The sequence below is a fragment of the Anaeromyxobacter oryzae genome, assembly GCF_023169945.1.
GTDB classification, from domain to species: domain Bacteria; phylum Myxococcota; class Myxococcia; order Myxococcales; family Anaeromyxobacteraceae; genus Anaeromyxobacter; species Anaeromyxobacter oryzae.
On sequence record NZ_AP025591.1, the window covers coordinates 4166977 to 4181074 of the forward strand.

Annotated in this window: 11 protein-coding genes; 6 read left to right on the forward strand and 5 right to left on the reverse strand. The window is 74.2% G+C overall.

What is annotated here, in order from left to right:
• Positions 1-5: 5 nt before the first annotated feature.
• The gene (locus AMOR_RS18205) at positions 6-1313 is read right to left on the reverse strand and encodes a glycosyltransferase family 4 protein (protein ID WP_248353059.1); all 1308 of its coding nucleotides are present in this window, start codon (positions 1311-1313) and stop codon (positions 6-8) included.
• Positions 1314-1597: 284 nt separating this feature from the next.
• On the opposite strand from AMOR_RS18205, the gene AMOR_RS18210 reads away from it, so the two are divergent.
• Both AMOR_RS18210 and AMOR_RS18215 read left to right on the forward strand, forming a co-directional pair.
• Positions 1598-3121 carry an oligosaccharide flippase family protein gene (locus tag AMOR_RS18210; protein WP_248353061.1) on the forward strand — a complete coding sequence of 508 codons (1524 nt, stop codon included), beginning with the start codon at positions 1598-1600 and terminating at the stop codon, positions 3119-3121.
• A gap of 22 nt (positions 3122-3143) precedes the next feature.
• Positions 3144-3752: a serine acetyltransferase gene (locus AMOR_RS18215; RefSeq protein WP_248353063.1), complete on the forward strand. Its 609-nt coding sequence runs from the start codon at positions 3144-3146 to the stop codon at positions 3750-3752.
• A 15-nt stretch (positions 3753-3767) separates the two neighbouring features.
• Here AMOR_RS18215 and AMOR_RS18220 read toward each other — a convergent pair whose 3' ends face one another.
• A complete protein-coding gene (locus AMOR_RS18220; protein ID WP_248353065.1) occupies positions 3768-5339 on the reverse strand; it encodes a class I adenylate-forming enzyme family protein in 1572 nt (523 codons plus the stop codon).
• A 282-nt stretch (positions 5340-5621) separates the two neighbouring features.
• Here AMOR_RS18220 and nadE point away from each other — a divergent pair, with 282 nt between their 5' ends.
• Genes nadE through AMOR_RS18235 form a run of 3 tightly spaced genes read left to right on the forward strand, consistent with a single transcriptional unit; the run spans position 5622 to position 8888 of the window.
• Positions 5622-6596: an NAD(+) synthase gene (gene nadE / locus AMOR_RS18225; RefSeq protein WP_248353067.1), complete on the forward strand. Its 975-nt coding sequence runs from the start codon at positions 5622-5624 to the stop codon at positions 6594-6596.
• Position 6597: 1 nt separating this feature from the next.
• On the forward strand, positions 6598-8631 hold the full coding sequence (asnB, locus tag AMOR_RS18230; protein ID WP_248353069.1) for an asparagine synthase (glutamine-hydrolyzing): 2034 nt from the start codon (positions 6598-6600) through the stop codon (positions 8629-8631).
• 2 nt (positions 8632-8633) lie between these two features.
• Positions 8634-8888, forward strand: coding sequence for an acyl carrier protein (locus AMOR_RS18235; RefSeq protein ID WP_248353071.1), 255 nt, complete (start codon positions 8634-8636; stop codon positions 8886-8888).
• A 13-nt stretch (positions 8889-8901) separates the two neighbouring features.
• Here the strand turns inward: AMOR_RS18235 and AMOR_RS18240 are convergent, their stop codons facing one another.
• Positions 8902-9912: a glycosyltransferase family 2 protein gene (locus AMOR_RS18240; RefSeq protein ID WP_248353072.1), complete on the reverse strand. Its 1011-nt coding sequence runs from the start codon at positions 9910-9912 to the stop codon at positions 8902-8904.
• 262 nt (positions 9913-10174) lie between these two features.
• Between AMOR_RS18240 and AMOR_RS18245 the strand changes: the two genes are divergently transcribed.
• Positions 10175-11575: a GumC family protein gene (locus AMOR_RS18245; RefSeq protein WP_248353073.1), complete on the forward strand. Its 1401-nt coding sequence runs from the start codon at positions 10175-10177 to the stop codon at positions 11573-11575.
• Positions 11576-11700: 125 nt separating this feature from the next.
• Here AMOR_RS18245 and AMOR_RS18250 read toward each other — a convergent pair whose 3' ends face one another.
• Positions 11701-12777 (reverse strand): HNH endonuclease, encoded by a 1077-nt coding sequence (locus tag AMOR_RS18250; protein WP_248353074.1) that lies wholly within the window; start codon positions 12775-12777, stop codon positions 11701-11703.
• Between the two features lie 985 nt (positions 12778-13762).
• Positions 13763-14029 carry a hypothetical protein gene (locus AMOR_RS18255; protein ID WP_248353075.1) on the reverse strand — a complete coding sequence of 89 codons (267 nt, stop codon included), beginning with the start codon at positions 14027-14029 and terminating at the stop codon, positions 13763-13765.
• Between the last annotated feature and the right edge of the window lie 69 nt (positions 14030-14098).

The window sequence follows — 14098 nt, forward strand, 5'->3', positions numbered from 1 at the left end:
GTCCCTCAGGGCTCCGCGCGCCGCAGGCCGCCTGCCGCGGCGGTCGCGGGGCCGCGCGCGCCGAACAGGGTGGCGAGCGGTGCCGCGGCCCGATCCGCGTCGAACTCCTCGGCGACGCGGGCGCGTCCCGCCGCCGCCAGCCTGGCGCGGAGCTGCGGATCCGCCCCGAGCGCGCAGACCCGGTCCGCCAGCGCGCGCCAGTCGCCCGCGGGGTAGAGGAGCCCCGTCTCGCCGTGGACCACGAGCTCCGGGATCCCCGCGATCGCAGGCGCCACGACCGGGAGCTCGAGCGCGAGCGCCTCCATGAGGACGACGGGGAGTCCCTCGGCGAGGCTCGAGAGCACGAACACGTGGGCGCGCGCCATGGCCTCGAGCGCGACGCGCTCCGGCTGGCGTCCCCGGAGCGCCACCCGCCCCTCGACGCCGTGCGCCGCGATGGCCGCGCGGATCCGGCCCTCCTCGCTCCCGCCGCCCACGATGGTCAGGCGGGCGTCCACGCCGCGCCGGAGGACCTCGGCGAACGCCTCGACGAGGCCGGCGTGGCCCTTCTCCGGCGCGAGGCGCCCGACGGACACGAGCTCGAGCGGCTCTCCGGGACGGGGCGGGCGGCGCGCCTCGGCGTGCGGCAGCGCGGCCGGGTCCACGCCGCAGCGGACGACGTGGAGCTTGCTCCACGCGCCCTCGGGCGCGAGGCGCACGAGCCGCGCGCGGCCGTGCCGCGTCGCGCACGCGACGAACTCCGCCGCGGCGATCTTCTGCGCCAGGAGGGGGGCGGTGGGGCCGTCGAAGTCGGAGAGGCCGTGCACGGAGAGGCTCCAGCCGAGGCCGAGGTACCGCGCCGCGGCGAGCCCGACCTGGGCCGCCGCGTTGGCGAAGTGGTCGTGGAGGTGCGTCGTCCGCCGCCGGTCGAGCTCGCGCGCGAGCCGCATCGCCTCGGCGAAGTAGAAGCCGGACCGGACGAGCGCGGCCGCCCCCGGCAGCCGGTGGCGCATCGTCGCCGCGAGCGTGACGAACCAGCGGCGCGGGCTCCGGGCGAAGCTCCACGCCAGCGCTCCGGCGAACGCGCGCCACGGCGGCCGCAGCACGTAGAACGTGCCCGCCTGCTCCGCGCGGTCGGCCTCCGACAGGCACTCGCCGGGGCGGATCGAGTACGCGTCGACGAGCACCCCCCGCCGGCGGAGGGCAGCGATCTCGCGACGGATGAACGTGTGCGAGGGCGCCGGGTACTGGCTGACGAGATACGCGATCCGCGGGCGGAGCGCCGGAACGTCCGCCCGAGGACCCGCAGCGATGACGCCTGGCGCCCCGGTCATCGAGCACGAACAGTGACATGCCCTCCTGCGGAGGGGAATGGGCGCCGGCCCGCCGCCGTTGTCGCGCCAATAGGAGCGAACCCGGAAGCGAACCGCGTCCGTGGGGCGTCGCCCACGGTGCCGGCGCCGAGCCGGGCCCGGTCTTCGTCGCACGCATCCGCGGGGGGCGCGGCTCCGGGACGCGCCCCGCCGTCCCGGGCGGCACGCCGGTTCTCGGCCGCGGGGCGGGCGCCTATCCTGAGGCAGCCTCGCGGGGCACGTCGCCGGCCGCGGAGGGGGAGGCGATGACGCAGGGAATCGGCCCGTCGGCGGCGGAAGGCGCACCGCTCGAGGCGGTCGTCGCCACGCCCTCGATGACGTCCAGCTCCGCGTGGGCGATGGGCGGCTACGCGGCCGGCCAGCTCCTCCGGTTCGCCGGCAACCTCGTCCTGACGCGGCTCCTGTTCCCTCGCGTGTTCGGCGTGATGGCGCTCATCACGACGCTCATGCAGGGCCTCGCGATGTTCTCGGACGTCGGCATCGGGCCGGCGATCATCCAGCGCCGGGGCGGGGCGAGCGAACGGTTCCTGCGCACCGCGTGGACCGTCCAGTGTGGCCGCGGGATCGTCCTCTGGATGTGCGCGTGCGCGCTCGCCGCGCCGTTCGCGGCGTTCTACGGCGAGCCGGGGCTCGCGTGGTACGTGCCGGTCGCGGGGCTCACGACCGTGCTCCTCGGCTTCGAGTCGACCTCGATGCACACGCTCGCCCGCGACCTCCGGCTCCGGCAGCTCACGCTCGTCGATCTCTCGGCTCAGGGCGTCGGGATCGTGACGATGGTCGCGCTCGCGGCCGCGCACCGGTCCCTCGCCGGCCCGGAGCGCGAGACGGCGGTGTGGGCCGTCGTCGTCGGCGGCCTGGCCGGCGGCGGGCTCCGCCTCGTGCTGAGCCACGTGGCGCTCCCGGGGATCCGCCATCGGTTCGAGCTCTCCCGCGAGGACCTCTCCGTGCTGTTCGGCTTCGGGCGCTGGATCTTCGTGAGCACGATCCTGACGTTCCTCGTCGGACAGTCGGACCGGCTCGTCCTCGGGAAGATGATCCCGCTCGACCTCCTCGGCGTGTACGGCGTGGCCGCGGCCCTCGCGATGCTGCCGACGCAGGCGGCCCAGCGGCTGGGGAGCGCGGTGCTCTTCCCGGCGTACAGCCGCCTCCAGGAGACGCGCGCGTTCGAGGCCGCCTTCCACCGCGCCCGCGCGCCGCTCGCGCTCGGCGGGGCGATCATCGCGAGCGGCCTCCTCGCGGCCGGCCCGTACCTCATCCGGCTCCTGTACGACGCGCGGTATCGGGAGGCCGGCTGGGTGCTGCAGCTGCTCGCGGTCGCCGGGTGGTTCCAGATCCTCGAGGCCACGAACAGCGCGGCGATCCTGGCGCAGGGCCGGCTGCGGTGGCTCACCGCGAACCGCGCCGCGAAGCTCGCGAGCATGCTCGTGCTGCTGCCCATCGGGTTCCGCGTGGACGGGTTCCGGGGCGCGCTCGTCGGGCTCGTCGCCAGCGACGCGGTGAAGTACGCCGTCTCCTCGGCGGGCCTGCGGGTGGGCCGCGTGCGGCTCGTCGCGCGAGACGTCGCGCTGACGGGGGCCATCGCGGCGAGCGCGCTGGTCGCCTCCGCCGCGGGCCGCCGGGCCGGAGCCCTCGGCGGGACCGCCGCCGCGTTCCTGGCGGCGGGCGTGGTCGTGGTGGTGGTCTGGGCGCCGCTCGCGATCCGGTACGTGCGGCGCGCGCTGACGGCGAGGAAGGGCGAGCCGCTCCCCGGGCTCGGCGCCGCCCCGTAGCCGATCGATGGAGGGGTCCACGATGCTGCTCGAAGAGCTGAGACGCGACGCCGCGAGGTACGAGAAGCTGGGAGGCTGGCACCGCCGGCTCGGGTTCTGGATCGGGGCGACCTACCGGGTCGGCGTCTGGGCGCACGCGCTCCGGAACCCGCTGCTGCGGGTCGTGATCGTGACCCTGTACCGGATGGTTCGCCTGCCCTGGTACCTCTTCCTCCAGGTGGACCTGTCCTCTAAGGCCCGGATCGGCCCGGGGCTGTGCCTCATCCATCCGAACAACGTGCTCGTGCCGCGCGGCGTGGAGATCGGGGAGGACTGCCTGCTGTTCCACGACGTGACGCTCGGGACGGGGCCGCTCCCCGGGCTGCCGAAGCTCGGGAACCGGGTGGACGTGTACGTCGGCGCGCGCGTCCTCGGAGGGGTGCGCGTGGGCGATCGGTCGATGGTCGGGGCGAACTGCGTCGTCACCCGGCACGTGCCGCCGGACTCGGCCATCCTCCCCGTCCCGACGCGCGTCCTGCGCCGCAGCCTGCTCGCGCGGGCGCACGGCGCGGGCGGCGACGCCGCCGGGGCGCGCGCGCCGGCCCCCGTCCGCGAGGAGGAGCCGGAGCGGGAGAAGGACGTCGGGAGCTGAGTCGGCGGCGCCGCATCACGCGGCGCCGGCGCGCCGCGCGAGCTCTGCCCGGAGCAGCTTGCCCGCCTCGTTCCGCGGGAGCGCGTCCACGAGCACGAACCGGACCGGGACCTGCCAGGCCGGGAGCTGCGCGCGGCAGAACCGGCGGAGCTCGGCGTCGGCCGGCGTGGCGCCGGCGCGCGGCACGACGTACGCGACCGGCACCTCGCCGAGCAGCGCGTCCGGCTCGCCCATGACGGCGGACTCGGCGATCTCCGGGTGGCGCGCCACGACGTGCTCGATCTCCACCGGGCTCACGCGGTGGCCGCCGATCTTCAGGATCTCCTTCGAGCGGCCGCGGTGGAAGAAGAAGCCGTCCGCGTCCCGCGCCGCGAGGTCGCCGGTCCAGAGCCAGCCGTCCCGCAGGATCGCCGCGGTCGCCTCGGGCTCGTCGAGGTAGCCCGGGGTCACGTTGGCGCCGCGCGCGACCAGGTGGCCGACCTCGCCGGCGGGCAGGTCGGCGCCGTCCTCGCCGACGACGCGCAGCTCGACGCCCGGGATCGGGATCCCGATGGAGCCCTTCTTGTCCTCGGCGCGCTCCGGCGGCAGGTACGAGAGCCGCGCCGTCGCCTCGGTCTGGCCGTACATGACGAAGAGCGACGCAGGGTGGAAGGCCTCCCGGACCCACGCGATGGTGTCGGGCGCCATCGGCCCGCCGGCCTGCGTGAGGTAACGGAGGCGCGGGAAGCGCAGCGTCGAGACGTCGACCTGGCGGCGGATGATCTCGAAGGTGAGCGGGACGCCGGCGAAGCCGGTGCAGCCCTCGGCCGCGAGCGCCTCGAGGACCAACCGGGGGAAGGCGAAGCGGCCGTCGAGGAAGACCGACCCGCCGGTGAGGAGGTGCGTCTGCAGCACGCTCCGGCCGTAGCAGTAGTACAGCGGCAGCACGAGCAGCGCGCGGTCGTCCGGACCGAGCCGGAGGTACGCCACGATGGATCTGGCGTTCGCGTCGACGTTCCCGAACGTCTGGACGACGCCGCGCGGACGTCCGGTGCTCCCCGACGTGTACAGGACGAGCGCGGGCGCCTCGCGCGCGGGCGCGGGGGGCGGCCGGTAGGGCGCCGGCGCGGCGCGCGGGTCGAGCCGCCCGTCGAGCTGGAGCCACGTCGCGGGGATCCCGAGGTCGTCGTGGAGCGCCGCGGGCAGCGGCCCGGGGTGCACGACCCAGGCGCGCTCGAGGAGGGCGCCGGCGCCCGCGCCGCGCCACGTCCGGGCGTCGCGCGCCCACAGGAACCCGTGCCGGACTCGGCTCCGGGCGAGGATGTCGCCCAGGATCGCCGCGCTCCACTCACGGTTCACCTCGACGGCGGTCGCGCCGGCCGCGTGCACCGCGAGGCCCGCGACCACCGTCGCCGGCGTGCTCGGGAGCGCGAGCAGGACCCGATCGCCGGGCCGGACCCCGGACGCGGCGAGCTCGGCGGCGAGCGCGCGGGTCCGCTCGGCGAGGTCGCCGTAGGTGAGGCGCGCGGTGGGCGACGCGACGGCGGGCGCCCCGGGCCGCCGCGCGGCGTGCTGGAACACCCACTCGTGCAGGAAGGGTGAGTCCATCGTGGTCCCCCGCTCCGCCGTACCCGGACGCGCGGCTCCGCGCTTCGCCGGACGCACCGGACGCGCGTGGCATCCGGTCACGCACGCCACGTCCGTCCCGACGCGGCGCAGCCGAGTATCGCGCATTCCCCCTGCGCGGGGGCGCGGTCACGGAAGGGCCGGCAGCGGGGCACGCGTAGGGTGCGCCTCGTGGCTCCGGTAGAGTGGCACTCACCCGGCGCGGTTGCCCCCGAAGATCGCGGGCGCGCGCGCCGGTGGCTCGTGCAGGGGGGATCGAGCGCCATGTTCTCGCGTGAGGTGCTTCGCATCGACGCTCCGCAGGTCGCCGCCTCGATCCAGGCGGCGATCCGGGAGCAGGTGCTCGGGACGCTGCGGCGGCGCGGTGCCGTCGTCGGGATGTCCGGCGGCATCGACAGCTCCGTGGTCGCGTCGCTCTGCGTGCGCGCGCTCGGCCCGGATCGCGTCTTCGGGCTGCTCATGCCGGAGCGCGACTCCTCGGCCGACGCGCTCCGCCTCGGCCGGCTCCTCGCGGGCCGGCTCGGGATCCGCCACGCCGTCGAGGACGTCGGCCCCGCGCTGGACGCGCTCGGGTGCTACGCGCGTCAGCGCGAGGCGATCCGCTCGGTGTTCCCCGGGTACGGGGACGGCTGGCGGTGCAAGCTCACGCTGCCGTCGCTCCTCGACGGCGAGCGGCTCAACATCACGCAGCTCACGGTGGAGGACCCCGAAGGCCGGCAGCGTGCGTCGCGCATGACCGCCGCCGCCTACCTCCAGCTCGTCGCGGCGACGAACTTCAAGCAGCGCGTCCGGAAGATGATGGAGTACTACCACGCGGATCGCCTGGGCTTCGCCGTCGCCGGCACCCCGAACCGGCTCGAGTACGACCAGGGGTTCTTCGTGAAGCAGGGCGACGGCGCCGCAGACTTCAAGCCGATCGCGCGGCTGTACAAGACCCAGGTCTACGCGCTCGCCGCGCACCTCGACGTGCCCGAGGAGATCCGGCGAAGGCCGCCGACCACCGACACGTTCTCGCTCGCGCAGACACAGGAGGAGTTCTACTTCGCCCTGCCGTACGCGGAGATGGACCTCTGCCTCTGGGCGCACGACCACGACACACCCCCGGAGGACGTCGCGGCCGCGCTCGGGCTCTCGCCGGCGCAGGTGGAGCGCGTTTTCCGGGACATCGAGGCGAAGCGGCGCGCGAGCCGGTACCTGCACGAGGCGCCGCTCCTCGCGAGCGAGGCGCGGGGCGGCTGAGATGTGCGGGATCGCCGGCATCGTCGTGCTGCGGGCGGGAGCTGCGCCCCCCGCACGCGCGGACCTCGAGGCGATGGCGACGGCGCTCCGCCACCGGGGCCCGGACGAGCGCGGCCTCTATCGCGACCTCCGCGCCGGCCTCGCGCACGCGCGCCTCTCGATCATCGATCTCGCGACCGGGCAGCAGCCGCTCTCGAACGAGGACGGCTCGCTGTGGATCGTCTTCAACGGCGAGGTCTTCAACTACCTCGAGCTGCGGGAGGAGCTCGTCGCGCTCGGCCACCGCTTCCGGACCCGCAGCGACACCGAGGTGGTCGTGCACGCGTACGAGGCCTGGGGCGACGACGCGTTCGCGCGGTTCGACGGCCAGTTCGCCATCGCGCTGTGGGACGCGCGGGACGAGGTCCTCGTGCTCGCGCGTGATCCGATGGGCATCTGCCCCCTGTACCTCTGCGAGCGGGAGGGGCGCCTCTCGTTCGCCAGCGAGGTGAAGGCGATCTTCGCCGGCGATCCGGCGATGCCCCGCGCGCTCGACCCGGTCGGGCTCGCCGAGACGTTCACCTTCTGGAGCGCGGTCGCGCCGCAGACCGTCTTCCGGGGCGTGACGGAGCTCGAGCCCGGCCATGTCCGCCGCGTCGCGCGCGGCCGGACCGAGGACCGGGCCTTCTGGCGGCCGCGGTTCCCCACCGGCCCGGGCGACGCGTTCGCGGGGAGCGTGGAGGAGGCGGCGGAGCGCGTCCGCGCGACCCTCGAGGACGCCGTCCGCCTCCGCCTGCTCCGCGCGGACGTGCCGGTCGGCAGCTACCTCTCGGGCGGCCTCGACAGCTCGCTCGTCGCGGCGCTCGGCCGGCGCGTGAAGGGCGCCTCGTTCCAGACCTTCTCGCTGCGCTTCGAGGACGCGGAGTACGACGAGACGCGTTACCAGCGCGCCGTCGCCGACCGGATCGGGAGCGAGCACCGGGACATCGTGGTCCGCCGTCGCGACATCGCCGAGATCTTTCCGGAGGTCGTGGCGCACGCGGAGCGGCCGCTCCTCCGCAGCGCCCCGGCCCCGATGCTCCTGCTCTCGCGCCTCGTGCGCGACGCGGGGATCAAGGTCGTCCTCACCGGCGAGGGCGCCGACGAGCTGTTCGCCGGGTACGACCTGTTCCGCGAGGGGAAGATCCGCCGGTTCTGGGGCCGGCAGCCCGGATCGGCGCTGAGGCCGCGCCTGCTCGAGCGGCTCTACCCGTACCTGGCGCGGTCGCCCGTCCTGCAGCAGGCGATGGCGCGCGAGTTCTTCGGCCTCGGCCGCGAGCGGTGGGCCGCGCCGGGCTTCGCGCACGGCACGCGCTGGCGCTCCGCCGCGGCGCTGCAGCGGCTCTTCACGGGGGAGGTCAGGCGGGAGGCCGGGCGCGTCGACGTCGTCGCGCGGCTGCTCGCGTCGCTCCCCGGCGAGTTCACGTCGTGGGCGCCGCTCGCGCAGGACCAGCACCTGGAGGCGCGGACGCTGCTGTCGGCCTACCTGCTCTCGTCGCAGGGCGACCGCATGCTCATGGCGAACTCCGTCGAGGGCCGGTTCCCGTTCCTGGGCGCGGAGGTGATCGCGCTCGCGAACGCGCTCCCCGCGTCGTACAAGCTCCGGGGGCTCGACGAGAAGCACGTCCTCAAGCGCGCGGCGCGCGGCCTCGTGCCGGACGAGATCCTCCGCCGCCCGAAGCAGCCGTACCGAGCGCCGGACGCGCTCTCGTTCACGGCGCCGGACGCGCCCGCGTGGGTCGCCGAGATCCTCAGCGACGACGCGCTCGCGGACGCCGGCGTGTTCGAGCCCGCCGCCGTCGCGCGGCTGGTCAGGAAGTGCCGCGCGAGCACCGGCGCGCCGCTCTCCAATGCGGACAACATGGCGCTCGTCGGCGTCCTGTCGACGGGGCTCCTGCACCGCGAGCTCGTGCGCCGCGCGCCGGCGCGTGGTGCGCCGGCCGCGTTCGAGACCGTCGTCGATCGCGTTTCGAGACAGGGGGGCGCCGCCGTCCGGATCGGCGCGTCCGGGAGGTGAGCATGAAGATCCAGGATCGGGTGCGGCAGTTCGTGGTGGAGAACTTCTACGTCGCGGATCCCGCGGAGATCACGGACGACACGCTGCTCGTGTCGAGCGGCTACGTCGACTCGACGGGGATGCTCGAGGTGATCGCCTTCCTCGAGGCGGAGTTCGGGATCCGCGTCCACGACCAGGAGACGACGCCGGAGAACCTGGAGTCGATCGCGCGGATCGCCGCGTTCGTGGCGCGGAAGCGCCACCTCGCGCCGGCGTGACGCCGGGCGGCGATCATCCCGCGGCGCGCGCGGCGCCCGCTCCGTCCCGGGCGGGCGCGGACGGCCGCCGCTCGGGATCCCAGACCCGCGCCTGGCGTGCGTCGAGCTCCGCGAGCGCCCGCCGCCGGCCGCGGACCAGGCACGCGCGCTGGTACCCGCGCAGGAAGCTCCGGAACGCGTCGTCGCCGTAGCGCGGATGGCCGCGGAGCATGCTTCCGAGGTAGCCGCGCAGCATGGCGAGGCCGCCCACGACGCGGGGCGGCCGGGTCATCCGGTACGTCGCGGCGGCGAGCATGAACACCGGATCGGTCCCCATGAACCACTGGCCGAACCCGTGCCGGACGCGCCCGGTCCACCAGCTCCGGTGGCTCGTGCCCATGGGCCGGAGGTGCACGAAGCGGAGCTCGGGGTCGTCCCACGACAGCGCCCGCCAGCCGAGCTGCCGGCAGCGGTGGCCGTCGATGCCGTCCCACATCAGCTCGCGGACGAACCCGCCGATCTGCTCGAAGCATCGCGTGCGGTAGAACTTGATCATCCCGACGGAGTTGTCGTCGGCGAGCATCTCGGACGTGAGCGCGGACGTGTCGTCGAGGGGGAAGCGGACCTGCGCCGGCGGCGGGCCGCCGTGGAAGAAGTACGGCTTTCCGGAGCACGTCCCGATGCGCGGGTCCGCTTCCATGCGATCCATCAGGCGCTCGAAGTACCGTGGCGGGAGGTCGAGATCGAGGTCGAGCTTGCAGACGTAGTCGAACGCGGCGGGATCGATCGTGTCGTACCCCGTGTAGAACGCGTCGATGACGCCGCCGCCGAGCTTGCGGTCGCCGCGGTCCGGCCGCCGCAGCACGCGGATGAACGGCGCGCGCGCCGCGTACTCCGCCAGGATGCGGGGCGTGGCGTCGCTCGAGCCGTCGTCCACGATCACCCAGGACGCGGGCGGCGCGGTCTGGCGCAAGATCGCGTCGAGCGTCCGGGAGGCGTACCGTGCCTCGTCCCTGCACGGCGTGATGAGGCAGTACCTGCGCATGGGCCTGGCTCCGTGTCGGCCTCGCGATGATACGCCGCCCGGCGTGACGCGGTGCAGGCGCGAGCGGGCACGGCGGGCGATGCGGATCGTCACGCGGAGCGCTGCCGGCGCGGCGAGCCGCGGGTGACCTCCGGTCGCACCCGCGCTGGTCGCCCCGGACCGGCGCTCCATCGCGTGTCCTCGAGCCGCGGCACGCGGCTCCCTGTCCGGGCTCGCTCGCGCGCGTCGCGCGTTGCGCTACGCTCGCCCGCCGGGGGACGCGATGCGAGAGCCGGGGACGGGGGGAGACTCGTGGGAGGAGGAGGGCGCGCGGCCGCGAGGTCCGACGCCGGCGGAGTGGACCCGGCTCGTCCTCGGCGCGGCGCGACGGCGGAAGCTCGTCACCGCGTTCGTGTTCGCGTGCGGGCTCGCCGCCTGCGCCGTCTACTACCGGACCAAGACGCCCGTCTACCGCGTGCAGACGACGATCCTCGCGCAGCGGCAGCAAGCGCTCCCGTCGAACGTCCGGCCGACCGGCGAGGACGCTCCGACGCGGTTCGCGTGGGAGATCGTCCACCGCCGCGAGAACCTGCTCGCCCTCGTCGACGAGGCCGGGCTCCTGCAGCGGCCGCCGCCGGTGGACTCCGTGGAGCTGCCGCGAAAGCTCCGCGCCGGCGCGAGCGCGAGCGACGATCCGCGCGACCGGCTCGCCCGCTACCTCGACGAGAAGCTGCAGGTCACGGCCGACGAGGGGACGATCACGATCACGCTCGACTGGCCCGACGCGCAGCAGGGCTATCTGATCGTGCAGGGCGCGCTCCAGAACTTCATCGAGGCGCGCCACCTCCGCGAGGTGACCTCGATCGACGAGGTCATCTCGGTGCTGCGCGGCCACGTGGTGACCGCGCGCGAGAACCTCGACCGCGTCCTCGCGCAGGTCCAGCGCGAGCAGGCGCAGCAGGCGCCCCGCGTCGTCTACCGGGACCTCCAGCCGGCGCCGCGGCCCGACGCGATGGTGCAGGCGCCCGACGAGGACCTCGTCCGGCTGAAGTCGATGCTGGAAGCGAAGCAGCGCGCGATCCAGGACGTGGAGGAGTTCCGGCGCCGGCGCCTCGCGGACCTGCAGGCGCAGCTCGACGAGCGGCGGAACACCTACTCGGACGCGCACCCGAGCGTGATCGGCCTGCGCCGGGACATCGACTCGCTCTCGCGGGAGTCGCCGCAGATCACCGCGCTCCGCGAGGAGGAGGCGAAGCTGCGGAAGGAGTACGCGGCGCGATCGGGTCGCGACGCTCCGTCGGCGTCGCCGGCTCCGGCCCGCGTGGTCGAGGTGCGATCGGCCCCGCAGCGCTCGAGCGCGTCCGCCGAGGAGGACGAGCGCGTCCGCGAGGCGCGGTTCCAGTACCAGCGGATCCTGGAGCGCGTGAACGCCGCGCAGCTCGAGCTGGACGCGGTGCGGGCTGCGTTCAAGTACCGCTACAACGTGATCTGGCCGCCGGAGGAGCCGCGGACGCCGGTGAGCCCGGACCCGACGAAGGTCTTCGGGCTCGGGACGGTCCTGTCGATCTTCCTCGCGGTGCTCGCGGCCGCCTGGCCCGACGTGCGCGGCGGCCGGATCGTCGAGCGCTGGCAGATCGAGCGCGAGCTGGGCGTCCCGATCCTCTCCGAGCTGCGCCGGCCCTGACGAGCGCGCGCGAGCCGAGCGGCCCGACGGATCGTGGGGCGGCCGGGAGGGAGGCCCCGCGCGCCGGGGAGGGGCTCACGTTCGGGGACGCGCCCGCTCTCGCGGGCGCATGGGCTCCGCCGTCTTCAGCCGGTCTCGGCCGGGAGCGAGGCCTTGCCCGGGGCGTACCGATCCATCCAGCCGTCCCCGAAGACCCTCCGCGCCGAGATGATGTTGTGCCGCTTGCAGGCGATCCGGACGTTCTCGACGGTCGACGCTCCGCCGAGCGCGACCGGCTCGATGTGATCGAATTCCAGCTGGTGGGTGGAGCCGCAGATCTCGCCGGAGGGGAGCCGGAACTGGCAGCGGCCGCCGTCCCGCTCCATCACCGCCCGCTTCACGTGCGCCGGGATGTGGTCGCACTTCGCCGCCCGCGGGGTCTTCCGTGGCTTCGCGACGAGGCCCTTCCGCTTCGCGGCCTTCTCGAGGAGGAGGTCGAGGCCAGCCTCGAGAAGCTCCTCCTCCGTTGCCCCCGGACGCGCGTGGGAGAGTGCATCTTTTGCCGCCTGGAGCTTCTCGAGGAAGCGATCGGAGACGGTGAGGTGGAACCGGCGCAGGTCTGCGGTGAGGGGAACGACCTCCGCGGGCCTGTGCGTGGGGGTAGAAGTGTTTACTTCACGCTCAGTGAGTTCGCTTGACGAACCGGAAGGGCGGTTCCCCGCCGGCCCGGCGGCCCCGGCCTCGAGCGGAAGGGGCGGGACCGCCGAGGCGGGGCCGGCGGCGACCTCGGAGGGCGCGGTCCGCACCGGAGAGACGATGGTCCGGGTCGGCGGCCCGGGGTGCGGCTGGAGCTCCGCGACGACCTCCATCGCCTCTCGCCGGGAGAGCCCGAAGAACCGGGGCAGCACGGTCTCCCAGTTCTGCGCGGTGACCACCCGGGCGGCCTCGACGATGGAGGTCAGGCACAACCGACCCTCGCCGAGCGCGTCGCCCACCGCGGGCACCTCTTGGATCAGCTCCGCCGCGACCTTGCGGTACTGGGCCGCCGCCTTGGAGAGCCGAAGCTCGCGGTGGAGGTACGCGAACAGCGAGGCGTGCCCGAGCGTCATCCAGGCGCGGCGCCGGTCAAAGTCGGCGAGCGCCACGAGGAACGCGCCGAGGGCGGAATGTTCGCGGCGGAGGAGGGAGGCGAGGTTCGCGGAGAGCGTGCGCGCGGTGTCCATGAAGAGCACTCTCGCACGCGTTTTCGAGGCCTCCTGAAACACGCGGGAACGGCCCGCTGACGCGCGAACGCGGAGGAGCGCCGCGCGGCCCCTTCGGCAACTTCCAGCGCGGCATCCCGCCGAGCCAGCGCTCCAGCAGCGCCGTTCTCGCGTGAGCCCGAGCGCGAGCGGCGATTTTCGCCCGCCCTGCGTCAAGCGCACAGTGAAGTTCCCGTTGGGTGCGGCAGGGATTCATCCGCGCTGCGCCGGCGGCCGTGCGGATCATAGTTCACTGAGAGTGGTTCATCGAGCGAACTGCTGCTCGCGGGCCCACGGCTCGACACACACGGACCCTCGTCGCATCGTTCGAACATCGAAGCCCGTTCCCGCGTGGACGCTCCCGCGCGCCCCGCGGCTCGGCTCAGCTGAGCTCCGGATCGCTGGCGCCGCAACACAGGCTTCTTGTGGGCCGATCCACGCTGCAACGTCCCGTCCACGCGGCTCCGCCCCGGCCGTCCCCGTCTTCTCAGCCCCTTCCCGCTCATCTGCCAGCCACGAAGGTCCCCGCGACCACGATCGCCGAGGCGCCGACCCTCGCGGAGACATGTGATGAATCGTCAACGCGCAGCCCCCATGTTCATCACAAGCCGAACGAGAACCGGCGCCTTGCGCCCGGCCGGTCTGGTGAAGGAGGGCTGAGCACAGGAACGGCCGAGGCGGGTCCGCGCCGGGGAAACGTCGACCGCGTGGATCGGCTACCAAGAAGCCTGCGTGAGCGAGCCCGGCCCGGATGCGCTCCACGAGGCGCTCGCGCCCTTGCTGATGGTAGGCGGCGAAGGTGCCGAGGAGGATGTCGCCGGAATCATCCGGTCCCGATGCGGATGGGCGCTTGCTCGCAGACTCGGTCCGTCAACTCGGCGCCGGCCATCTCCGCCACGGCGACGGCGGCGCCGTGGAGCGCCCTGGAGGCCGCAGGGGCGGCTTCACCGCGGGTCGGCAGTCTGGTCTACCGGAGCAGAGGCTGAACGGTTCCGGCAACCATGATGAGGACGCCCGCCAGGCAGAGCCCGACCCCGACCAAGTTCAAGACGCGGACGACGAGGACTCGGTCGGGGCGGACGTATCGCTCCGGATAGGCGGCGGCCTTGCTCCCGGCCAGCCATAACTCCCGCGAAGACACGCCGTCTTTGCGCCAAGAGAAGGAGGCCAGCGCACCACAGAGACCCACTACGAGTCCGGTCAGCATCAGACCGAGAATCAGGTCCTTGAGCACGGCTCGCTCTCCGGTCCGAGTTGTCTTCGGGTTGCCACCGCGCGTTCGTGTCCGTCATGCGCTTCTCTC

Excerpts from the sequence above, each read along its gene's own strand:
- AMOR_RS18205 (WP_248353059.1), bottom strand. The coding sequence starts at position 1,313 with ATGACCGGGGCGCCAGGCGTCATCGCTGCGGGTCCTCGGGCGGACGTT.
- nadE (WP_248353067.1), top strand. The coding sequence starts at position 5,622 with ATGTTCTCGCGTGAGGTGCTTCGCATCGACGCTCCGCAGGTCGCCGCC.
- asnB (WP_248353069.1), top strand. The coding sequence starts at position 6,598 with ATGTGCGGGATCGCCGGCATCGTCGTGCTGCGGGCGGGAGCTGCGCCC.
- AMOR_RS18245 (WP_248353073.1), top strand. The coding sequence starts at position 10,175 with ATGCGAGAGCCGGGGACGGGGGGAGACTCGTGGGAGGAGGAGGGCGCG.
- AMOR_RS18235 (WP_248353071.1), top strand. The coding sequence starts at position 8,634 with ATGAAGATCCAGGATCGGGTGCGGCAGTTCGTGGTGGAGAACTTCTAC.
- AMOR_RS18250 (WP_248353074.1), bottom strand. The coding sequence starts at position 12,777 with ATGGACACCGCGCGCACGCTCTCCGCGAACCTCGCCTCCCTCCTCCGC.
- AMOR_RS18240 (WP_248353072.1), bottom strand. The coding sequence starts at position 9,912 with ATGCGCAGGTACTGCCTCATCACGCCGTGCAGGGACGAGGCACGGTAC.
- AMOR_RS18220 (WP_248353065.1), bottom strand. The coding sequence starts at position 5,339 with ATGGACTCACCCTTCCTGCACGAGTGGGTGTTCCAGCACGCCGCGCGG.
- AMOR_RS18215 (WP_248353063.1), top strand. The coding sequence starts at position 3,144 with ATGCTGCTCGAAGAGCTGAGACGCGACGCCGCGAGGTACGAGAAGCTG.
- AMOR_RS18210 (WP_248353061.1), top strand. The coding sequence starts at position 1,598 with ATGACGCAGGGAATCGGCCCGTCGGCGGCGGAAGGCGCACCGCTCGAG.